Source organism: Streptococcus infantis (assembly GCF_047463615.1).
In the GTDB taxonomy this organism is placed as follows: domain Bacteria; phylum Bacillota; class Bacilli; order Lactobacillales; family Streptococcaceae; genus Streptococcus; species Streptococcus infantis_X.
Window position 1 is genome coordinate 54,514 of the sequence record NZ_JASHDO010000010.1, and the last position, 23,278, is coordinate 77,791.

A 23,278-nucleotide genomic window follows, 5' to 3' on the forward strand; every position below is an offset into this window, starting at 1 on the left:
AAACCTCAGGTGTCTTTTTGTATTTTCTTCATGAATGCTGGGATATGGTGACTGATCGTAGTTGGCAGAACTACAAAATTGTCCTCAGCTAGTTCTTGGGCAATTGCTGAATGTAGATAGGTCGCTACCGTCACTCTTTCATAGAGACTTGCTTGGGGAAATTGCCCTGCAAAACCAGCGATCATCCCCGCCAGAGTATCACCCATTCCCCCAGTTGCCTGATAGGGGCCACCGACACTCAGCTGATAACAATCAACTTGTCCAGCTTGCCAGATTCGAGTAGCTGGACCTTTTTGAACCAAAATCGTTCCTGAAGGAAAGCTCTTCAAAGCCTCTCCTGTTTCCTTGCTTCCTTGGGAATCCAAATCTAAGCCTGACAAGACTTGCCATTCCCTTTGGTGAGGCGTTAAAACAAGATGAGCTTTAGGAAATTTCATTCCCGTCTTCGCTAAAATGGATAAGGCACCACCATCCAGTATGAGAGTCTGTTCTTGACTTAAATGACGAAAGACTGTTTGGAATAGCTTTTCTCCACGCTTATCATCCACTAGTCCAGGTCCGACCAAGACAACACTTGCTTTCTGTAACTGTTGCTCCAGTAATTGCTTATCATCAAGGTCAAAAGCCATAGCCTCCGGAAGATGGCTATGTAGAGCTGGAATATTCTCTTTATCCGTCGCTACTGTCACCAAGCCTGCGCCACTTTTAACAGCACCTAAGGTAGCCATAATAATCGCTCCCCCATAGGGATAAGTCCCTCCAATCAAGAGAAGGCGACCGTAGTCTCCCTTATGACTAGAACGAGAACGCTCGATGATCACTTTTTTCAGTAGAGCTTGATCAATCTCTTTCATACACTACTCCTTCAACTTAACCTTACTATGTAACACTTGATTAACCTTAGTATTCCAATCCTGTAGCCCTTCTCCCTCATAGTCTAGGTAAATCACTCTATCTTGTAATTGACAAGGAATCAAACCTTCAAAACAATACTTATCTTTTGAAGGAATAACACACAAATGAAAAAAGGTAGCCAAATCTAAACTATCTCTTACCTTCGCAACATGATAGCCATCAAACATATAACCTGGTGCTTGAATTAATTCTTCATACAGAAAATGAAAACTAACGCCAGGAATGAACTTTTCTTGTAATTCCTCCTCAGACGGTGCCCGTCCTAACAAACGCTCCATAGCGAGTCGGTAACCCGAAGTCGTATTAGACCATCCAAACATGATATAGTCAAAATAGTCTGCTGGATCAGAAGCTGCATTACGACTATCTGTAACTAGCTCAGCCCCACTTTTACCAAATACTTTAACCGCTGACATGAGTTTTCCAGTCTGAAAAATAGCCTGAGCCACTTCAACTGTACAAGTATGACTACAATAATCTGAAGTAACCAACTTCCTCTGAATATCATAGGTAGAGGCTACAAGGCGATGACTTGGTCTGTAGGGAGGAAAAAAGCTATGCTCTTGCAAGTAATCATGAATTTGTTTATTCAATTCATGATTCTCACATTCCACAATGGTCTGACGATGATGGTCCTGTTCATATGCAATAAACTTAGCTAATTTCTCCAATTCCCATTCTTGAATCTGTGGATAGTTTTTAAGAGCAAATTGATAAATCCCATCCCACTGGAGACTAAAATCTGCATTAAAAACTTTTACAATCATGGTCCTTCTCCTCACATTCTCTTACTTTCATTATACACCTCACTACCCAATTAATAAAGGAGAAGACTATGCTATCTTCTCCTTCTTTTATAACGATTAGCTTTTTTAGAGCTGGAAGTTATCAGCCTTATTTTTCTTTACGTTTAACAGTTAGTAGAGCTACTGATAAAACAATACTGAGACTTGCTAGGAAGGCAGCTGTATCAGATCGACTTTCACCTGTTTCTGGAAGTCTTGCTGAACTTGCTTTTCCTGAAGCATTTTCAAGGACCTCACCCTGAGTTGCTGGGCTATGATCTAGTTCTACTGGTTTTACTGGTTCTTGATTTTGTTCTTTATAGACAATCGCATAAAGTCCTAGATCTTTGGTGACAAATTCAACTGTGTCACCTACTAACGTCACCTTTTGAACCTGCAAGCCTTGATCTAAGCTCATGTGATAAACCTCTTGAACCTGACCCTTGACTGGCAATCTCACTAGAACTGCACCCTTTGGATCAACCATTTGGTTATCTTTATCTAGCAATTTCACTTGATAAGCATCGTATTGCTTACCAGCTAATTCTTGGCGTAGAACCTTGTGAACTTGAAGCTTGAGATTAGCATCCAAGTCTTGAGATAGCCCTGCTACCAGAACTCCAGTTTCCTTATCAGACAAGATTCGAACCTCTGCAGCTGGTTTTTCAACACTTGGTGCTGGTTCATCGTCTACTGTAGCCAATGTTCCTGTGTATTCTGGCAGCTCGTTCTTGGCTGCTTCCACAGCATTAACGCCACCTGTAAATTCTGGGGCTTCGTTCTTAGCTGCTTCTACTGCGTTGACACCACCCTTAAATTCTGGCACTTCTACTACAGGAGCTGGTTCGTCGCCTAATGTGCCGATTGCCTCTGTGTATTCTGGTAACTCTTGCTTAGCGGCTTCTACTGCATTGACACCACCCTCAAATTCTGGCACTTCTACTACCGGAGCTGGTTCGTCGCCTAATGTGCCGATTGCCTCTGTGTATTCTGGTAACTCTTGCTTAGCGGCTTCTACTGCATTGACACCACCCTCAAATTCTGGCAATTCTACTACAGGAGCTGGTTCGTCGCCTACTGTGCCAACTGCCTCTGTGTATTCTGGTAACTCTTGCTTAGCGGCTTCTACTGCATTGACACCACCTTCAAATTCTGGCAATTCTACTACAGGAGCTGGTTCGTCGCCTACTGTGCCAACTGCCTCTGTGTATTCTGGTAACTCTTGCTTAGCGGCTTCTACTGCGTTGACACCACCCTCAAATTCTGGGACTTCTGCTACTGGAGCTGGATTGTCGCCTACTGTGCCGATTACATTTGTGTATTCTGGCAACTCATGCTTAGCAGCCTCTACCGCATTGACTCCGCCCTTGAATTCTGGGACTTCTACTACCGGAGCTGGTTCGTCGCCTACTGTGCCGATTGCTTCTGTGTATTCTGGCAATTCATTCTTAACTACCTCTACTGCATTGACACCACCCTCAAATTCTGGAACTTCTACTACCGGAGCTGGTTCATCGCCTACTGTGCCGATTACATCTGTGTACTCTGGTAACTCATGCTTAGCGGCTTCTACTGCATTGACGCCACCCTCAAATTCTGGAACTTCTACTACCGGAGCTGGCTCGTCGCCTACTGTGCCGATTGCTTCTGTGTATTCTGGCAATTCATTCTTAACTGCCTCTACTGCATTGACGCCGCCCTCAAATTCTGGCACTTCTACCACTGGAGCTGGATCGTCGCCTTTACTTGTTGTCGATGCTGGTTCGTCTACCACTTCTTGATAGAAAGTAGTCATTTCGTAGAACTCTGGTTCTCCACCTTCCCAAGAAACTTTTACATCGAGAATCCGTGGATTTTTTCCTGAAAGGGCAAAGGTTTGGAAACTTGATCTGACTTCACCCAAATTTTTCCATACTGATTCACTAGCATCATTCAAGGTACGAACTTGGACATTTACTTTTGCACCTTCTGGCAAGTCAGCAATCAAGCGAACTTGATTGACCTTGGTTTCTTCAGATAAATGATAAACAAGCTCTCCTTTATCTTCAGTAGCTGCATAGCTAGTCAATACATTACCGTCAGTCATATTTTTCTTCAGGTTATCCGCTGCTTCTCTACCATTTCCTGTCACTGTAGGATTATTTTCAGGATTGATAAATTCACCATCATTAATCACGATTTCGCTAAATCCTACAAAACGAGCATTATAGTCCGCTGTAAAGAGAACACGCATAAACTTAGCAGTTACAGGTTGATCCAGAATACCTTCAATATAACGATTTCCTGGGTTTGCAGAATCATGTGTCCAGCCGTCGGTCAAGGAATTATCACGAATTTCATTTTCCACACCATCTCCGACTGTTACAACATCTGTCCAGTTCTTACCATCTTCACTGACTTGTATCTTCCCATCACGCAAATAATTACGCTGGGCATCCTGAATATAAGCACGAATCTTCTTGACTTGACGAGTGGTGCCAAGTTTCATGACAATTTCCCCGTTTTTACGTTGATAATCGGAAAATTCTACAAAATTATTAAAGTCCCCATCAAACACTTGACCTAAATTGTGAATGCGACGAACATCATTAGCACCATAATATTGGTGGATACCCATAGTGGTTGATAAGAGTTCAGTTGGATCCACTTCTTTTGTCTTAACGACTAATTTTCCAGTAGGAAGGGCTTGGTCCTTATCTGTCTTGTTCACGATGCGAACATAGCGCACCAAGGCGTGTTCTGGAAGTTGGTCAGCGCTCATCCATTCCACTTCATTTGCTGAATATTCTAGTGTCAAACCTGTTTCACCTGCACCTTCAAGTGCAATTGAACTAGCTTCATGGAGGCGGTCCAATTTCAAGCCAAGATAGCCATTTACTGGAAGATGATTCCCTTGAGGTAAGGCCATTTCATAACGACCACGACTGTCCACTACTGGCGTTTCCTTCAGGCTGTCGACATTGGTGACGGTCAAATCAGTATTTGGTGTATCGACGTCAACTCTAAAGTCCGCAATTCTCCACCATTTGCTGAGAAGCTGTGTATTACGAACACGAACATATTGGGCTGTGAAGTTTTGGCTAATATCTGAAATTCGATCCCCAGCTAAGGTCTGAAGTGTCTTCCAGTTTGTACCGTCTGTAGAATATTCGATGACACCAGCTGCTAGTTTATCACCTTCCCCTTGAACTAGATGAACATGTTTCACTTTCTTAGCTCCACCCAAGTCCATTTGAACCCAAGCATTTTCTGGAGTCACATTTGTTTGATTGGCATGAGCCATCATAGATTCGGTGTTATCTTTGCCATCTTGCATTTGAAGCACACTGGTTCCATACTTGTAAACCAGATTTGGACTTAGGGTAATGGTTCCTTTTACCTTCTTGCTTCCAAGTTCGAGCGGTCTATTGACGGCAATCTCACGCATGGCAAGCCAAGCATTATCCTTCTTAGCAGTGGCACGCATACGAACTGCTTGAGCCGTAATATCAAGATTAGTAAATTCAAGCGTCCGTTCTCTACCTGTGTAGGCTGGACTTGTGAGAGCCACCCAGTCGCCCTGTTCGTTTTGATATTCCACAAGGGCATTTCCGAAGGTATAATTATCGGCTGTCTTTGTCCCTGTTGCAAAACCAAGAGTATGAACCTTAATGGCTTTATTAAAACGAAGTCCTACATAATCATCTCGTTCAATAACGGTTGTCGTCTTAACAATCGCATGAGTATCCAAGTCGCCATCTGTTACTTCTGCAAGACCTCCTTCAATCCCCGCACGGTTGGTAATAAAGGTGGTCACAAGTTTATCTGGATGCAGCATGGTTTGGATGTGCGTTGCCAAGTATTCCTTTAAGTTATTGATAAATGGACGAATATGTTGCACTCCAAACTCTGCCCGTTCATAATGGTCTACATAGAAGAAGGAATAACTAATGGACTGATCGTAATACTTAACCCCAGCATAGTAATGTTCCCATACTTTAGCATCATTCTTTTCAGCCAGACCTTCTGTCGCTGTCAGCAAGGCTTCTAAAGCATCCATCTGGTCCACTGTATTATCTAACCAGTAGTGGATTTGGTCAATAAGCTTCTTGTCCCCTTTTTCTTTCAGAAGGAGGGCGTCAGCCTTCAAGTTTGCAAAGATACCCTTTAATTCTTTTCTCTCTGCGTCTACGTTTTGACCAGCCTTCAATTTGTTATAAAAGTCTGTCAATTTAGGTGCAAGCTCAACAGATTCTTCCAATTTTGTGACATGGGGAGGACGGTTTTGGTTGCGCATATGCTTACCAAGTTCACGAAAGGCTTTTGATACTTCGCTTTCTTCAAAGCTCCCATTGACCACATAGTTAAAGGCCGTATCATTGATTTTTTCAGCTTCTTCCGCACTTCTCCATTGCTTCCAACCATACTGAGCCACATCAAAGAGGGCTACCTTTGAAGCTTCCGATTGTTGCATCGGATTTAGCATGATACCCTGCGCCAAGGACAAATCAACATTGGGATGTAAGAATTTTTCACCACCACCCAGAATCAAGTGTTGCTTAGTATTATCGTTACAAGGCCAGTTAATCCAGAAATGAATCGGACGATACTTCTTGCCACCTTCTGTTAAATTCTTCTTCAAATTTGTTAGGAAGGTTTGATCAACTGCCCCCCAAACTTTTCCTCCTGTTAAGGTTAAATGGACCGTTTCTGGAAGACGTTCGTTGAGCGTGCGAAGTTCATCTTCTGTCCCTTGTCCCATATACCAGGCTGGAACAAAAATCATATCTTTACGAAGGCCACTGTATTTTGTTTCTTGTTCAGTTAGCCAATTTGTCAAATCGGTCATTAACCGAACATAGCTATTGTATCCACCAACAGGCCAGGCCGCATCATCAGCTAGAACACCAAATTCACGCACACCTGCATCCAGCAACTGAGTGAATTTCGCTTTAATGACATCTAAATCTTGTTTATATAATTCATCCGTGTCAAAACGCATTTTGTTATGCATAAATGGATGGATGGTCCATACATAACGAGTCTTTGTTTCATTCCCCACACGAGCTAGATCACGAATCTCTGACATTTTTTCTTCTGGATAGAGTTCACGCCATTTAGCATTGTGATAGGGATCGTCTTTTGGCGCAAAAAAGTACTGAGTTAGCTTTAAGTCACCACCATAGCGCATCAACTCTTCACGGTTTTCTTTGGTCCAAGGATTTCCATAATAGCCTTCGATAAAGCCACGGTTCTTCACTTCTGCATAGTCTTCTACGGTTACATCTCGAAGAACTGGGACAGGACTCTCCTTCAGCATCTGTTTCAAGGTTGTTAGTCCAAAGAAGACTGCATCGGTATCCTTTCCAACGATCGAAATTTTATTGTCCTTCACGCTCAAGACATAGGCATCAATTTTATCGTATAGACCAGACGAAATATCTTGGACTTCTTTTTCTGCCAGAGGAGCTTTCCCACGCACTCCAAGGAAAATGTTGGTCGCCCCTTCTGTAGCTTTTGTACTGGTAGTGTAAGACACATTACTAGCTTGGAGAACTTCTTTGGCACGGTTACGTGTATAAATATCTAAGCCATCGCTAAAGACAAGATTTACCTTTCCTTCTAGAGCAGTGACCCCATCGCCATAAGTTACCTTTTGAGGTCTTGGAAATACCGTATATTCCTTTTTAGCTACTTGAGATTTTGCGGCATCAATTTCTGCTTTACTTGCAGGTTTGTCTGCTGTAAATGAATCAGCTTTCTCCACCGTTCCATTTACTTCACCTGGTTTCGTGGGTTCTGTTACTGCATTGGTCTCAGTAGGAGCTACTTCTGTAGAAGCATTGTCGACGGTTGCTCTTGTTTCCTCTACTGTAGAATTTTTAGTTTTTACTGGTTTTGAAGAAGTTTCTTCGGGAGCTTGGGACTTAGTAGCTACCTCTTCCACTTTAGTCTCTGAAACAAAGGCTACCTCTGCACTTTTAATAGCGCCTGCCAAATCTGGTGATAACTTATCCTCTGGTGGAAGCTGTGTAAGACTTGTTTCTGCTTCTAGTGAAGGCTCTGTTTCTGCAGCTTGTACCATACTGGCTCCAAAGATACTCGCGCCAACCATAACTGAAACTGCTCCTATTGCAAATTTTCGAATGCTATAATGACAACGTTTTTCAAAAAAATGATGATCCATCTTTCTACTATCTCCTTTCCTCCAACCACTCATCTAGGCGGTTTCATCCCTATTTTAAAAAAATAGAGAGAACCAAAAGGTCCTCTCCATATGGTTGTAGCATTTTCCATCCTATCCACTGGGATAGTCCAAGTATTTCTACAATCAATAAGCAATGTAGAGTTCCAAACTCTATTTTTCTTTACGTTTAACTGTTAGTAGAGCTACTGATAAAACAAGACTGAGACTTGCTAGGAAGGCAGCTGTATCAGATCGACCTTCACCTGTTTCTGGAAGTCTTGCTGCACTTGCTTTTCCTGAAGCATTTTCAAGGACCTCTCCATTAACTGCCGATCCATGAGCTAATTCTACTGGTTCTTGATTTTGTTCTTTATAGACAATCGCATAAAGCCCTAAATCTTTAGTGACAAATTCAACTGTGTCACCTACAAGTGTCACCTTTTGAACCTGCAAACCTTGATCTAAGCTCATGTGATAAACTCCTTGAACCTGACCCTTGACTGGTAATCTCACTAAGATAGCACCTTTGAGTTCAACTTCTTGGTTGTCCTTATCTAGCAATTTCACTTGATAAGCATCGTAGTGTTTACCAGCTAATTCTTGTCGTAGAACCTTTTGAACTTGAAGCTTGAGGTCTTTAGATAACTCTGTAGTTAGCCCTGCTACCAGAACTCCAGTTTCCTTATCAGTTAAGATTTGAACCTCTGCAGCTGGTTTTTCCACACTTGGAGCTGACTCATTTCCCACTGTAGCCAATGTTCCTGTATATTCTGGCAGCTCGTTCTTGGCTGCTTCCACAGCATTAACGCTACCTGTAAATTCTGGGACTTCATTCTTAGCAGCCTCTACTGCATTGACACCACCTTCAAATTCTGGGACTTCTACTACAGGAGCTGGTTCGTCGCCTACTGTACCAAGGGCATCTGTGTATTCTGGCAACTCATGCTTAGCTGCTTCTACTGCGTTAACGCCACCATCAAATTCTGGGATTTCTACCACTGGAGCTGGTTCGTCGCCTACTGTACCAAGGGCATCTGTGTATTCTGGCAACTCATGCTTAGCTGCTTCTACTGCGTTAACGCCACCATCAAATTCTGGGACTTCTACTACTGGAGCTGGTTCGTCGCCTACTGTACCAAGGGCATCTGTGTATTCTGGCAACTCATGCTTAGCTGCTTCTACTGCATTGACGCCACCATCAAATTCTGGGACTTCTACCACTGGAGCTGGTTCGTCGCCTACTGTACCAAGTGTATCTGTGTATTCTGGCAACTCATGCTTAGCAGCCTCTACTGCATTGACACCACCCTCAAATTCTGGAACTTCTACTACCGGAGCTGGCTCGTCGCCTACTGTGCCGATTGCTTCTGTGTACTCTGGCAACTCATGCTTAGCAGCCTCTACTGCATTGACGCCACCCTCAAATTCTGGGATTTCTACGACTGGGGCTGGCTCGTCGCCTACTGTGCCGATTGCTTCTGTGTATTCTGGCAACTCATGCTTAGCCGCTTCTACTGCATTGACGCCACCCTCAAATTCTGGAATTTCTACTACTGGAGCTGGCTCGTCGCCTACTGTGCCGATTGCAACTGTGTATTCTGGCAACTCATGCTTAGCAGCCTCTACTGCATTGACGCCACCCTCAAATTCTGGAATTTCTACTACTGGAGCTGGCTCGTCGCCTGCTGTCCCGATCGCTTCTGTGTATTCTGGCAACTCATGCTTGGCAGCTTCAGCAGCATTGACGCCGCCCTCAAATTCTGGAACTTCTACGACTGGTGCTGGCTCGTCACCTTTGCTAGTAGTAATGACAGGTTTGACCTTAACTTCAACAATTCGATCTTGCGCCTCAGTCATATCTGTATGAACAGTTGTACGGTTAGATCCTAAGACCTCAACATAATCAACTCTTTCACCGTTCTTACCTTCTGAGATTACACGACGTTCATCTTGAGCTAAATCATTATTTTCACGGATGATTTCTTTAAATAGAATTGGAGTCTTCACAACTTCTAGACTTGGTCGTTCGAGAACAGGACTTTGGTCGCCTTCTTCAGGAACTACACGGTGACTAGGTTTGAAATGAATACGATATTCCTTGACAAGACTACCATCCTTAGCAAGAAGACGGACAAGAGTAGGAAGGTTATCCTGACTAGACTCAACAACCGTTGTCACACCGTGACCACTTGCTTGAGCAGTCACCTGTGGTTTAGCGCCATTTAAGCTCACTGTATAATCTGAAACCGCAGTATCAAAGTTTTCCAATGCTTTTCCAGCAACTGAAATGGTCACTGAAGGAGTTTCCTCATCTCTTGCTTTAGCAGGAGAGTAAGCACTAAACTCGACCATTGCTAGACCATTAGTTGTAGATTTACGAGTCATACGTGCTCGAATGGCTGTTGTCTGAATCGGATCAAATGTAAATTCGATTGGCTTACCAGCCACGATTTCTCCAGATGCCTTATAAGGAATTTCTTGCCAGTTTTCTGCCTTGTTAAATGGATGATCCACATTTTCTTCATAACGAGAAATGGTACTTGGTTCTGTATAGGCAGGACCAACATATCTTTCCAGTACCATTTTTGCTGGTGCGTCTGTTCCACTGTCTTTAAAGAATTGAATGGCTACTTTTCCAACAGATTGAGGTGTAATCTGACCATTCTTCTTAAAGAGAATTCCCACAGATGTTTCTTGGTCCTTCGGAGTACGAGACCAGTTAGTCCAACGTCCATCCTCGTTAAAGTGCCCATCGTTGATATAGAAAATCTTATCCCGAGAAGCTGCTTGTGTGTCATTTGTAGTAGACGCAAAGGCTTTAGAATCAGTCTCATTATTGCTTGCATTCTCAGAGATGACTTGATTACCTTTTGTAACAACTGTTACTTGCATCTTGGTTCTTAAGTCTGTTCCTAGAACATGACCAAGCACTTCAAAGCTACCTTCTTGGTCTGTCGCATGTTCTGGCACTGCATCCCATTGGACAGCAAGGTTAGCTTTAACCCAGCCAGCTTGTGATGGATAGTAGACCGTTACTTCGGCAGGCAATTGAAGTTGATCACCAACATTCAAGGTCTGAGCACTATTTTCCGCAGCTACTGGTTGTGTTGTTTCTTTTTCATCATCACGGAAGATGCGATATTCTTTCAAGATGGTTCCGTCTTCTGCTTTCAAGATAAGGCGTGTCGCACCTTTTTCACTTGTTGCAGGAACAACTGTCACCACACCATTGTTGCTGGCTGTTGCAGTGATTTCCTTGCTTGCTTGAGGAATATAATAATCTGTCTTAGACGGATTGAAATGCTCAAGCTTCTTGCCATCTACTTGGATAGAAATTTCTGAGCTGGTAGCACTTGGAACCTTACTTCCTAAAATAGTGATTTCTGTCAAACCAACACCAGCAGTTCCATCTGCTTTCTTCATACGCATACGAACAGCATAAGTTTCAACCTTATCAAATGTAAAGTGGTTTGTTTGACCTGCAGATAATTGTCTTGGAGCTTTGAGATGTTCAACTTCTTTCCAGTTGGCAGCATTGTTGAATGGATGGTTGGTATCACGCTGAGCATTATTGACATCATTTGGAAGATCTGGAACTTCTTGACCAACATAGTATTCAATAACATATTCTTTTGGAAGTCCGATTGCCCCGTCTGTATAGAAATCAACTGATAGATTGTCGACAAAGCGCTTGGTCAAATCACCAGAGTTACCAAACAAGATAGATGCCCAGTCATTATCAGTACCTGTTTGCCATGTAGTCCATCGATTCTTAACATCTGTACTGGCTCTTGAAACTGTCAAGTCGTTCAAAGTACTTGCCGAATCATCACCACCCGTATTGGACACGATAGCCGCTGGCAATTGAGAACCCGTCCATTGTTTCGAGATATTATTTCCAGCAACAACTTGACTAGAAACACGAATATGAGCCTTGGTAGTCAGATGGCTACCCACTAATTGACCCTTGATTTCATAGATACCTTCAGTCTGACTAAAGTTTTCAGGAACCTTATCCCAAACGACATCTTTATATACAGTTGTTCCATTTGAATGATAAGCACGAACGGTTGCTGGCAATTGAACCGTTTCACCCTTAGGTAGAGTTAAACTGATTTCTTCTGCAACCTGCAAACCTTCAACAGTCACGTTGGCAAGAGCTTCAATGTCTGTGCCTTCTACATGACCTTTAAGGGTAAAGCTATGATAGTAGCTCAGATCTTTTGCATCTACCTTGTCCCAAGTTACAGCTACCTTACGAGGCAAGCCTTTATCAAATTCTGCTCCGATTTGATCAGGTAAATTCGGTTGCTGATTGATATCTGTAGAGATTGAAACAGGATGAAGCTTAACAATTTTCTTGTCTACTGTGTTTTCTTTGATGACTAGTTCAGTTGCTACAGACTGAGTCTTATCAGTTTGATTGTCAATACGAGGAGTAAGGGTTACACTACCTTTCTTGTAAAGAAGCAAATTCTGACCATTCACCTCCAGATGACCACCATCAGTAGAGCTAGCATCCAAGTGAATATCTGATGCTGAAAATTCAGTCTGTGAACCATCTTCGTAATGTCCAATGACATGATAAGGGAGAACTTGGTCTTCTGTTGCATTTTCTCTACCTTCTACACTTACTTCCAAGCGTGTCAAGGCAGGCGCTTCTTTCACAAATTGAATCAAGTAAGTTTGAACTAAATCGCCCTTCTGGTCACTCAAGAATACAGAAGCCTGATAATCATTAGCAGCTGAAGCTTGTTGAACTGTTACCTGATAGCCCCTTGTCTGTGCTCCAACACTTGGGATTTTAGCACTGTACGGAAGGGATACTCGGTAGTAGGTCTTTCCAGGCTCAAAGTCAGCGAGAGCCTTGTCACCAACAGTGAGACCTGTAACAGTGTTTTCTGTTTCCTGATCACTTGCGATAAAGGTTGCTGTCACCTCGTAGTCATTACCTACCAATTTACCAGTTGCTTCAGTACGTCCACCTTCTTTTGTCAAGGCAGAAGGATCTTTCAAGGTCCAAGAAACGACATCCGCATCAACCAAGTTACCATCTGATAAAACTGCCGTTACCGTTTTATCCAAATCCTCTGTAGCTGTACCAACTGGTACAGTTGCAACTTTAGGCAACCACTTATCAAGCGCAACCACCTTAACAAGGGCTTCAGCCTTAGCTTCGAGACCTTCCACATTACCAAGAACTTTTTTCTCACCAGCACTTGTAAGAAGATCATCTGGGATTGCCCAAGTCACTGCTTTTTCTTCGACACTACCATCGCTATAAATAGCTGTCACAGTTTTTGGCAATTTAGGATTTTCGCTAACATCTGTAGTCGCCTTCACAGGGGCAAAAGCAACAAAGTGACGGTTTTCTTTCTTACCTGAAACAGTTGTGACTGTTGCTTGATCAGAAGCTAAACCTGCAGAATCTGCAAAGAGGGTAAATTTCCCTTCTTTTTCAGTGGATTTAACAATGACAACACCTTTACCATTGAAGGCTTTTCTTTGCCATGTACCATCTTTCTGAGCTTTGTATCGTTCACGGCTAGCTTGTTCCCCATTATCCACACCGACGATCTGACCTTGCCCATGCAGATTGAAATGAACAAGATTATTGGCAGTTGGAACGACATTGCCGTCTTCATCAACGATTTCATAGTGGATATAAGACAAATCTTTTCCATCTGCAGTGATGACATGTTCTTCCTTAGTGAGTCGAACTCTAGCTGGTTCCCCTGCTGTTGTCACACTATCACGCGCAATCTCTTTGCCATTTTCGTCACGAGCAATAGCTGTTAAGGTACCTGGTTTATAGTCAACCAACCACTCAAGATACAATTCACTTGGTTTGGCTCCCTCGTGATAAGGGCGCCCATCTTCAGTTGTTTTCTTAACAAATTCTTTCTTACCAAGTGACTCGTTGTTCAAGAACAATTCTACGCTAGCAGCATTTGAGAAGGTTCTCACAGGAACCTTGCCATTGATGAGCATATTACGTTCCTTGAGCGTTTCTTCTGTCCAATTCCAGTGAGGCATGATACGAACAGTTGGTTTTTCTTTGGCACTATACCACTCACTGCGATAGAGATAGAAATCATTCTTAGGCAAGCCTGCTGTATCAATGATACCAAAGTAAGAGCTTTTCACTGGTGTATGATCTTGGTTATGCCAAGGTGTAGGCTCACCGATATAGTCAAAACCAGTCCAGATGAACTGACCTGCATAGCCAGCACGATCACGGTCAAAGGTCCAAGATTCAGTAGCTGTTCTACCCCAGGCTACACGGTCATTACCATAGTCGGATTGTTCATAATGACGATTTGGACGATTATCGTGATAGAGATTTTTAGCAGGATAAAAGTAGGAATCACGAGTTCGAGTTGCTGAAGAAGTTTCAGAACCGTAGATCAACCAATCTGGATGGGCTTTACGAACAGCATCGTAAAAACGCTCCCCATAGTTCATACCGACAGCATCCATGATTGCTGCTAATTTTAAGAACAAGCCTGTAGAAGCACGACTGAATTTATTTTCACCCATAGTCACATAGCGCTCAGTATCAATTGCTTTGATAACAGCTTTCAAACGCTTGGCTGTTTCTAGTGAACGAGCTCCACCATCAGCCTCATCCACTTCATTCCCGAGTGACCACATGATGATTGAAGGATTATTTTTATCTCGTTCAACCATGGTTCTGAGGTCAAAATCAGACCACTTTTCACCCTTTTTGGCTTCTGGGTGAGTCGCATCTTGGTCAAAGAAACGTCCATAGTCATACGTTTTCTTGCCACGATACCAAGTATCAAAGGCTTCTTCTTGGACCAAAAGTCCTAGACTAGCAGCAGCATCTAGCAACTGTGGACTTGCTGGATTGTGAGTCGTACGGATAGAGTTAACTCCCATATCTTTCAGGAGTTTTAATTTACGGTAGGTTGCCTTATAGTTTTCTTCTGCCCCCAAGGCTCCATTATCATGGTGGATACTAACCCCGTGGAATTTCATTCTCTCACCGTTAAGAGAGAATCCCTCCTTAGCTGTCCAGTTGAAATAACGATAACCAAAAGTATCTTCTGTCACATCAACTAGCTGACCTTCATTATAAACCTTTGTTTTTAGAACATAGAGCTGAGGATGGTAGCTTTTTGTTGTCCAGAGAGTTGGCTTGTTAACCAAGATCGTTTGTTTAAAGTCTGCTGTCTCATTTCCTGCTAGGTTCTTGGTTACAGAACGAACCAAATCTGAAACAGCCTTACCTTCCTTAGTAAAAATCTGTTGCTCCACAAATACCTTGGCTAAAGTCTTGGCAGTATTTTTGATCTTGCTTTGGATTTGAGTTTCAACATTGCCATCTTTTTGTTGAGCTAATTTTGGAGTTGTAATATGATTTCCATTTTCAGCCACTTGTACCTTATCACGATAGCTTAAAGTCACATCGCGATAGATACCACTTCCTGAGTACCAACGACTACTTGGTTGTTTATTGGTAACTTGGACAGCAATGGTATTTTCACTGCCATCTTTATTTAAAAATTCAGTGATGTCATATGAAAAATGATTGTAACCACTTGGATAATGACCTACAAATTTACCATTGACATAGACCTTAGAGTCCATGTAAACTCCATCGAAATTGATACGAACATCCTTATCCTTAGCAGCTTCGTCAACCGTGAAGGTCTTACGATACCAGGCAGTACCACCATTTAATTGACCACCTTCATTACGAGCAGGAGACTTGTGATCAAAATCAAAATAGATACTCCAGTCATGAGGAAGGTTCAACTTAGACCAATCATGAACATCTACATCTTTCTTAGAAAAATCACCCTGAGCGTTTAGTTTAAAATACCAGTCTTTATTGAAATTTTGTTTTCTTTCCTGCAAAAGTTGGTCTTCTTTTTCCTTCTCTTTTGTCACTTGAGGCGATTCACTTGCAGAAGCTTTTTCTTCCTTGCTTTTATCGTCCGTTACAGGTTTATTCTGATTAGGTGTATCAGTATGTTCTTCTCGAACTGCTGGCTTTTCAGTACTCACTTCTGCCACTGTAGGTTCTTTCTCATTCACTTCAGCTGCTGGTTTTTCATTTTTTTCAACTTTGTCTTTTTTAGGGCTAACTACTTCCGCTTCCTTTTCTTCCTTAGGACTTGTAGCCTCAGTCATCTTTTCTTCAGTTACTGGTTTTGCGGGTTCAACCGCATCATTTACTTCTCCAGTAGCTGAATCTTGTGGGCCATTTTGCTCAGCTTTTGCAATGGCTGCAGCAACCTCATCTGGAAGCTTATCTAAAGGTTGAACTTGATGAATTGTTTCTTCAGTGGTACTTGACGTTTCGGTTTCCGCAGCTTGCGCTACCTGAAGACCAAATATACTAGCTCCAATCATGACAGATGCCGCACCAATGGCGAATTTACGAATACTAAAATGACACCGTTTTTCAAAAAATCTCTTATCCATTAAATCCTGTTTTCCTTTCTTATATATTTAGTAAGCGATTACATTCTTTACTAAAAAATAAACCTCCTCCCAGAACGCCAACTAAATTTTTAGATATAAATATTGTTAACCTTAATATATCAAAATAGTAGAGAATTTTCAATAATTTGTAGAAGTTTTACTGTAATTTTATTAAAATAAGTGCAAGAAAAAAACAAGTTCATTTTTTAGAACTTGTTTCTTCACTATCTAGAATAAATGCTTGTTCTATCTATCCAAGCTTCGCAATGCAGCCTGATAAGTTTGCTCCATTAGCATAGTAATGGTCATAGGCCCAACTCCACCAGGTACAGGCGTGATATGACTAGCGATTGGCGCAACAGCCTCATAGTCAACATCTCCACAGAGCTTGCCATTTTCATCTCGGTTCATCCCCACATCAATGACAACTGCTCCAGGTTTGACAAAGTCAGCAGTCACAAACTTAGCACGACCAATTGCTACTACTAGAATATCTGCTTTAGAAGCTACTTGGGCTAGATTGTGGGTGCGAGAGTGGGTCAAGGTTACAGTTGCATTTTTTGCCAATAAAAGCTGAGCCATTGGCTTACCGACAATATTAGAACGACCAATGACAACTGCATTTTTACCTTCTAAGTCGATCCCATACTCATGAAACATTTCCATAATCCCAGCAGGAGTTGAAGGAATCATAACTGGGTGACCAGACCAAAGACGTCCCATGTTGAGCGGATGAAAACCATCCACATCCTTCTCAGGGTCAATAGCCAATAAAACAGCTTCCTCATCGATGTGTTTTGGTAAAGGCAATTGAACCAAAATCCCATGCCAAGCTGGATCTTGATTGTATTTGGCAATCAAAGCCAACAATTCCTCTTGGGTAATTGTCTCAGGAACTCGCACAACTTCACTCTGGAAACCAGCCGCAATAGCTGAGCGTTCCTTATTTCGAACGTAAACCTGACTAGCAGGATTGTCCCCAACCAAAATCACCACCAAGCCAGGAACCAATCCTGTTTCTTCTTTCAATCTCGCAGTCTTTTCAGCCAACTGTCCTTGTAACTTGGCTGCTAGAGCCTTCCCATCGATAATCTGCGTCATGTTTCTTCTCTTTTCTAACAAATATGTTCTATTATATCAAAAAATGGCTTATCACTCTAACACTTCTTGACTAAGAGACCTTATAGTCTGAAACTATAAGAAAAAGCTCTTATCGAGCTTTTCTAAATTACGATATTCTTACAAAACCTTACTCAAGAAATCCTTGGTTCTTTGTTCTTGGCTTTGTTCAAAGACTTGCTCTGGAGTTCCGTCTTCGACAACAACACCATCAGCCATAAAGATGACACGGTCTGCTACTTCACGAGCAAAGCCCATTTCATGCGTTACGATAACCATGGTCATTCCTGACTGAGCAAGTTCTTGCATAACTGCTAGTACTTCTCCTACCATTTCTGGGTCTAGAGCAGAAGTTGGTTCATCAAAGAGTAGGACATCTGGTTCCATAGCAAGACCACGAGCGATAGCGATTCGCTGTTGCTGACCACCTGACAAACTTTGTGGATAGGCATCTGCTTTATCTGGTAAACCAACCTTTTCCAAAAGCTCATGGGCTCTCTTCTCAGCAACTTCCTTACTTTCCCCTTTGGTCTTGATAGGAGAAAGCGTGATGTTTTCCATTACTGTCATATTTGGAAAGAGATTGAACTGTTGGAAAACCATACCCATCTTTTCACGCATGGCAAAGAGGTCGTTTTTCTTATCCGTAATGTCTACTCCTTCAAAGATAACCTTTCCTTTAGTAGCTTCTTCAAGGAGATTCATAGAACGAAGGAGGGTTGACTTACCGCTACCTGACGGTCCGATAATGACCACTACTTCCCCTTTTTTGATTTCAAGATTAATTCCTTTTAAAACTTCATTTTTTCCAAAGTTCTTATGAAGGTTTTCAATTTTTATAAGTGTTTCAGTCATTATTTCTTATCTCCTTGTCCCATACGATTTTCAAAAGCTTTCAAGGCCAGTGTCAAGATAGAGGTCATAATCAAGTAGTAAAAGGCTGCAAATAAGAGCGGTGTTAAAGGTAGGTAAGTAGTCGTTGATACTGTAGTAGCTCCATTCCACAACTCCATAACACCAATAGCTGACAAGAGCGAGCTATCCTTAATAATGGTGATGAACTCATTCCCCAAGGCTGGCAAGATATTCTTGATTGCCTGTGGGAGAATGACATAGCGCATAGCATTTTTAGGACGAATCCCTAGAGAGTAAGCCGCCTCTAATTGACCTTTAGGTACTGCATTGATACCAGCACGAACTGTCTCTGATACGTAGGCACCACTATTCATTGAAATGATGATAATCCCTGGAATTAACCGAGAAAGCTCAATCCCTAAAATCCCAAACTGAATCGTAGGTGCATCAATGCTCATGAGTGCAAATGCAATCATAATCTGGACCATCATAGGTGTTCCACGGAAAATCCAGATATAAATATTGGCAATCCATGCTAGAGGTTTGATTTTTGAACGTTGAGCAAAGGCTAAGAGCACACCCAAAATTGTCCCAAAAAAGACAACTAAAACAGAGATCAAGACTGTTACGAGGGCACCATAGTTAAAATAGGGCAGATATTTTGGTAAAAAAGAAAAATTCATAGATACACTACTTTCTAACTTAAAACTTGTATAAGGATAACATATCTTGCATAAAAATGCAACTTCTTTTCCTGATATTTTCAATAAAATTTCAAAGAAAACAGAAATAGCGAGAAATCTTAGTTTTTCCTAGTCAAGTAGATACTCTTTATGGTAAAATAGTAACGATAAGAAATGGAGGAGAATCAAAATGGAATCACATTTGGTTAGAATCATCAACCGCCTAGAAGCAATGACAAAAGATGGTGGTAACTTAAAACGTAACTTTGAACGCGAGGGAGTTGTGGTAGCTGAAGTTGCTTTTAATCATGATGAAGAAAATGGCCCAATCTTTACTCTTCGTGATGTTGAAGCTCGTGAAACATATACTTTTGATAGCATCGACTTGATTGCGATGGAAATCTACGAACTTCTATACTAATGATAGATATACAGAGGTTGGGACAAAAGATCCCGACCTCACTTTTTATTAGCAATCAAACTTTGACGCGGTAGCTGATTGGACTTTTCGTTCGTCTTTTAGACTCCCAAAACTCCTAATCATCTTCGCGGGGCTGGGACTACGAAATCGAGACTTTGTCTATCGATTTCTGTTCCACCGCCTTTCACCAACGAGAATCCTTTTTGTATTTCAAATAGGATTTTTTCTTATACTCAAGACTTAACTATATTTAAGCGAACTCAATGAAAAATCAAAAATTAGCTAGAAGTAGCTCTTAATTTTACTTTTAAATTAGAAAAAAACTGATGCGATCCGTAAAAAGACTAACTCAAGTGATGCTGACCTAGTTTATAAGATTTCAAAAAAATTAGCACTCTATCATCAAAAGTGCTAATACCTAATCTTTTTACTTGAATTGCCCAATAATCATGATATAATGAAACTATACAGTCATTTGACTATTTTTGACCTTTCAGATTTAGTCAGTGCTAAGAAAGAAATGAGGTGGCGGTATGCTCTGTCAAAACTGCAAAATCAATGACTCAACAATCCATCTTTATACCAATCTCAATGGTCAACAAAAGCAAATCGATCTCTGTCAAAATTGCTACAAAATTATCAAAACAGATCCTAACAATAGCTTATTTAAAGGAATTACAGATTTAAACAACCGTGATTTTGATCCCTTTGGAGACTTCTTCAACGATTTGAATAACTTTAGACCTTCTTCAAATAACAATGTTCCTCCAACCCAGTCAGGTGGCGGTTACGGAGGTAATGGTGGTTACGGCCCTCAAAATCGTGGGCCAGTTCAAACTCCTCCACCTAACCAAGAAAAAGGACTCTTGGAAGAGTACGGTATCAATGTAACTGAGATTGCTCGTCGTGGAAATGTTGACCCTGTTATCGGTCGTGACGAGGAAATCATCCGCGTCATTGAAATTCTTAACCGTAGAACAAAAAACAACCCAGTCCTTATCGGAGAACCTGGTGTTGGTAAGACCGCTGTTGTTGAAGGCTTAGCTCAAAAAATTGTAGACGGTGATGTCCCTCATAAACTGCAAGGGAAAGAAGTTATTCGCTTAGATGTTGTTAGCCTTGTTCAAGGTACAGGAATCCGAGGTCAATTCGAGGAGCGCATGCAAAAACTCATGGAGGAAATTCGCAAACGCGATGATATCATCCTCTTCATTGACGAGATTCATGAGATTGTTGGAGCTGGTTCTGCAGGAGATGGCAATATGGATGCAGGAAATATCCTCAAACCAGCACTTGCTCGTGGTGAACTCCAACTAGTTGGTGCCACTACCCTCAATGAATACCGCATCATTGAAAAGGATGCCGCCTTAGAACGACGTATGCAGCCTGTTAAGGTAGATGAACCAACAGTGGAAGAAACAATCACTATCCTTAAAGGTATTCAAAAGAAATACGAAGATTACCACCACGTTCATTATACCGATGCTGCTATCGAAGCTGCCGCTACTCTTTCTAACCGCTACATCCAAGATCGTTTCTTGCCGGACAAGGCCATTGACCTTCTAGATGAAGCTGGTTCTAAAATGAATCTTACTTTAAACTTCGTCGACCCTAAGGTTATTGATCAACGCCTAATCGAAGCAGAAAATCTTAAAACTCAGGCAACTCGTGATGAAGACTTTGAAAAAGCGGCCTACTTCCGTGATCAGATTGCCAAGTATAAGGAAATGCAAAAGACCAAGGTAACCGACCAGGATACCCCAATCATCAGCGAAAAGACAATTGAACACATCATCGAACAAAAGACCAATATCCCAGTTGGTGATCTCAAAGAAAAAGAACAATCTCAACTTATCAATTTAGCGAATGACCTTAAAGCCCATGTCATAGGCCAAGACGATGCTGTCGATAAAATCGCTAAAGCTATCCGTCGCAATCGTGTCGGTCTTGGTTCTCCAAATCGTCCGATCGGCAGCTTCCTCTTTGTCGGACCAACTGGCGTCGGAAAAACTGAGCTTTCCAAACAATTAGCTATCGAACTCTTTGGTTCTGCTGATAGTATGATTCGCTTTGACATGAGCGAATACATGGAAAAACACAGCGTCGCTAAACTGGTCGGTGCCCCTCCAGGCTATGTTGGCTACGATGAAGCTGGGCAACTGACTGAGAAAGTGCGTCGCAATCCTTATTCTCTCATTCTCTTAGACGAGGTAGAAAAAGCCCATCCAGACGTTATGCATATGTTTCTTCAAGTCTTGGATGATGGTCGTTTGACAGATGGTCAAGGTCGTACTGTTAGCTTCAAGGATGCCATCATTATCATGACTTCAAATGCAGGGACAGGTAAGGCAGAAGCCAGCGTTGGATTTGGTGCTGCTAGAGAAGGCCGTACCAATTCTGTTCTTGGGGAATTAGGCAACTTCTTCAGCCCAGAATTCATGAACCGCTTTGATGGCATCATCGAATTCAAGGCTCTCAGCAAGGAAAATCTCCTACAAATTGTCGACCTCATGTTAGATGATGTCAATAAACGTCTCTCAAGCAATAACATCCATTTAGATGTCACAGAAAAGGTTAAAGAAAAACTTGTAGACCTTGGCTATGATCCAAAAATGGGAGCTCGTCCACTCCGTCGAACCATTCAAGATTATATCGAAGATGCCATTACTGACTACTACCTTGAAAATCCTAGAGAGAAGGATTTCAAGGCAGTCATGACAAGCAATGGTAAAATCATGATTAAATCAAAAAATAAATTGGAAACAGTTGATTCAAACGACTAATTCCTTCATACTAAAAGAATGTTCTTACTTGACAGTAAGAGCATTCTTTAATATGATAGAAAGAAAGCGCAATCACGAAGGAGACATTTATGACAAATCCTACATTTGGAGAGAAAATCGAGGGCGTAACCTACAAGACTCGCTACGGTGTTTATGCAGTCATTCCTGATTCAAAACATGAAAAGATTATACTCGTTCAAGCTCCAAATGGTGCTTGGTTCTTGCCAGGTGGCGAAATCGAAGAAGGTGAAGACCACTTTGAAGCTCTCAAACGAGAATTGATTGAAGAATTAGGCTTTACGGCTGAAATCGGTAGCTATTATGGTCAGGCTGACGAGTATTTTTATTCTAGCCATCGCGATACTCACTACTACAATCCAGCCTATCTCTACGAAGCAACTTCTTTCCAAGAAGTTCAAAAACCCTTGGAAGACTTCAATCATCTAGCCTGGTTCCCAATTGATGAAGCTATTGCTAACCTCAAACGTGGAAGTCATAAATGGGCTATCGAATCTTGGAAAAAACAACATCAAATTTAAATTAACTTTCCCAATTTTTCCAAAAAGTGCTATAATAGACATAGAAACTCAGGAGGAAACCCTATGAAGCTCATCAACACTACTAATTCACACTCGCAACTTGTTAAAAGTCAGTTAGAAAGCACCGATGCAACACTTGTAGAGGTTTATTCTGCGGGTAATACAGATGTTATTTTTACCCAAGCACCGCTTCATTACGAAATCCTCATTTCAAATAAACATCGCGCTATCCGCGAAAAAGAGATGGAGAAAATCCAAGAATTTTTCTTAAATCGTAAGATTGACAAGCAAAATATCGATGAAGCTAATATCAAGACCCTCTACTCTGAAAAACTGATTGAAATTTCAATCCCCACAAAATAAATCTTAGCCATATTAGACAGCACCCTATGAAGTTAGATTATTATGTCTAACTCCATAGGGTGCTTTTTATCTGCTCTAGACTCTTATATAAAAATAATATCACCCTTTTTAAGCGCTTGATAAAGGAAATCTGTCTTCCCAAAGTTAGGCTTGACCGTCACCGTCATATCCGTATTTTCCTCGATGAGAAGTTTA

The 23,278-nt window shown here is 41.7% G+C and carries 10 protein-coding genes and 2 pseudogenes; 4 read left to right on the forward strand and 8 right to left on the reverse strand.

Translation table 11 applies throughout. The features are described from left to right. Positions 1 to 5 precede the first annotated feature (5 nt). From QM874_RS08660 to QM874_RS08695, 8 genes and pseudogenes are all read right to left on the reverse strand, one after another. The gene (locus tag QM874_RS08660) at positions 6 to 854 is read right to left on the reverse strand and encodes an NAD(P)H-hydrate dehydratase (protein WP_414316980.1); all 849 of its coding nucleotides are present in this window, start codon (positions 852 to 854) and stop codon (positions 6 to 8) included. 3 nt (positions 855 to 857) lie between these two features. After that, a complete protein-coding gene (locus QM874_RS08665) occupies positions 858 to 1,682 on the reverse strand; it encodes a phosphate ABC transporter ATPase (protein WP_414316981.1) in 825 nt (274 codons plus the stop codon). A 127-nt stretch (positions 1,683 to 1,809) separates the two neighbouring features. Further along, positions 1,810 to 7,662 (reverse strand): annotated as a pseudogene (locus tag QM874_RS08670) (SIALI-17 repeat-containing surface protein); the annotation flags it as partial. Positions 7,663 to 7,758: 96 nt separating this feature from the next. After that, positions 7,759 to 7,899 (reverse strand): annotated as a pseudogene (locus QM874_RS08675) (YSIRK-type signal peptide-containing protein); the annotation flags it as partial. A gap of 138 nt (positions 7,900 to 8,037) precedes the next feature. Then, positions 8,038 to 16,320 carry an SIALI-17 repeat-containing surface protein gene (locus tag QM874_RS08680; RefSeq protein WP_414316982.1) on the reverse strand — a complete coding sequence of 2,761 codons (8,283 nt, stop codon included), beginning with the start codon at positions 16,318 to 16,320 and terminating at the stop codon, positions 8,038 to 8,040. A gap of 246 nt (positions 16,321 to 16,566) precedes the next feature. Beyond that, the gene (locus QM874_RS08685; protein ID WP_414316983.1) at positions 16,567 to 17,421 is read right to left on the reverse strand and encodes a bifunctional methylenetetrahydrofolate dehydrogenase/methenyltetrahydrofolate cyclohydrolase; all 855 of its coding nucleotides are present in this window, start codon (positions 17,419 to 17,421) and stop codon (positions 16,567 to 16,569) included. A gap of 138 nt (positions 17,422 to 17,559) precedes the next feature. Continuing rightward, entirely contained in the window at positions 17,560 to 18,294 is a 735-nt protein-coding gene (locus QM874_RS08690; RefSeq protein ID WP_414316984.1) for an amino acid ABC transporter ATP-binding protein, read from the reverse strand. Continuing rightward, positions 18,294 to 18,977 carry an amino acid ABC transporter permease gene (locus QM874_RS08695; protein WP_414316985.1) on the reverse strand — a complete coding sequence of 228 codons (684 nt, stop codon included), beginning with the start codon at positions 18,975 to 18,977 and terminating at the stop codon, positions 18,294 to 18,296. The genes QM874_RS08690 and QM874_RS08695 overlap by 1 nt, the downstream gene beginning before the upstream one ends. 190 nt (positions 18,978 to 19,167) lie before the next feature. Between QM874_RS08695 and QM874_RS08700 the strand changes: the two genes are divergently transcribed. The 4 genes from QM874_RS08700 to QM874_RS08715 all read left to right on the forward strand — a co-directional run bounded on the left by QM874_RS08700 (position 19,168) and on the right by QM874_RS08715 (position 23,083). Next, positions 19,168 to 19,398 (forward strand): DUF1797 family protein, encoded by a 231-nt coding sequence (locus QM874_RS08700; RefSeq protein WP_000443576.1) that lies wholly within the window; start codon positions 19,168 to 19,170, stop codon positions 19,396 to 19,398. Between the two features lie 533 nt (positions 19,399 to 19,931). Then, positions 19,932 to 22,181: an AAA family ATPase gene (locus tag QM874_RS08705; RefSeq protein ID WP_414316986.1), complete on the forward strand. Its 2,250-nt coding sequence runs from the start codon at positions 19,932 to 19,934 to the stop codon at positions 22,179 to 22,181. A gap of 89 nt (positions 22,182 to 22,270) precedes the next feature. Beyond that, positions 22,271 to 22,720 (forward strand): NUDIX hydrolase, encoded by a 450-nt coding sequence (locus QM874_RS08710; RefSeq protein ID WP_049528784.1) that lies wholly within the window; start codon positions 22,271 to 22,273, stop codon positions 22,718 to 22,720. A 63-nt stretch (positions 22,721 to 22,783) separates the two neighbouring features. Then, positions 22,784 to 23,083 carry a DUF1827 family protein gene (locus tag QM874_RS08715; RefSeq protein WP_049528781.1) on the forward strand — a complete coding sequence of 100 codons (300 nt, stop codon included), beginning with the start codon at positions 22,784 to 22,786 and terminating at the stop codon, positions 23,081 to 23,083. Positions 23,084 to 23,278: the final 195 nt, after the last annotated feature.

Coding starts and splice junctions, on each gene's coding strand:
- QM874_RS08660 (WP_414316980.1), bottom strand. CDS start 854: ATGAAAGAGATTGATCAAGCTCTACTGAAAAAAGTGATCATCGAGCGT.
- QM874_RS08665 (WP_414316981.1), bottom strand. CDS start 1,682: ATGATTGTAAAAGTTTTTAATGCAGATTTTAGTCTCCAGTGGGATGGG.
- QM874_RS08680 (WP_414316982.1), bottom strand. CDS start 16,320: ATGGATAAGAGATTTTTTGAAAAACGGTGTCATTTTAGTATTCGTAAA.
- QM874_RS08685 (WP_414316983.1), bottom strand. CDS start 17,421: ATGACGCAGATTATCGATGGGAAGGCTCTAGCAGCCAAGTTACAAGGA.
- QM874_RS08690 (WP_414316984.1), bottom strand. CDS start 18,294: ATGACTGAAACACTTATAAAAATTGAAAACCTTCATAAGAACTTTGGA.
- QM874_RS08695 (WP_414316985.1), bottom strand. CDS start 18,977: ATGAATTTTTCTTTTTTACCAAAATATCTGCCCTATTTTAACTATGGT.
- QM874_RS08700 (WP_000443576.1), top strand. CDS start 19,168: ATGGAATCACATTTGGTTAGAATCATCAACCGCCTAGAAGCAATGACA.
- QM874_RS08705 (WP_414316986.1), top strand. CDS start 19,932: ATGCTCTGTCAAAACTGCAAAATCAATGACTCAACAATCCATCTTTAT.
- QM874_RS08710 (WP_049528784.1), top strand. CDS start 22,271: ATGACAAATCCTACATTTGGAGAGAAAATCGAGGGCGTAACCTACAAG.
- QM874_RS08715 (WP_049528781.1), top strand. CDS start 22,784: ATGAAGCTCATCAACACTACTAATTCACACTCGCAACTTGTTAAAAGT.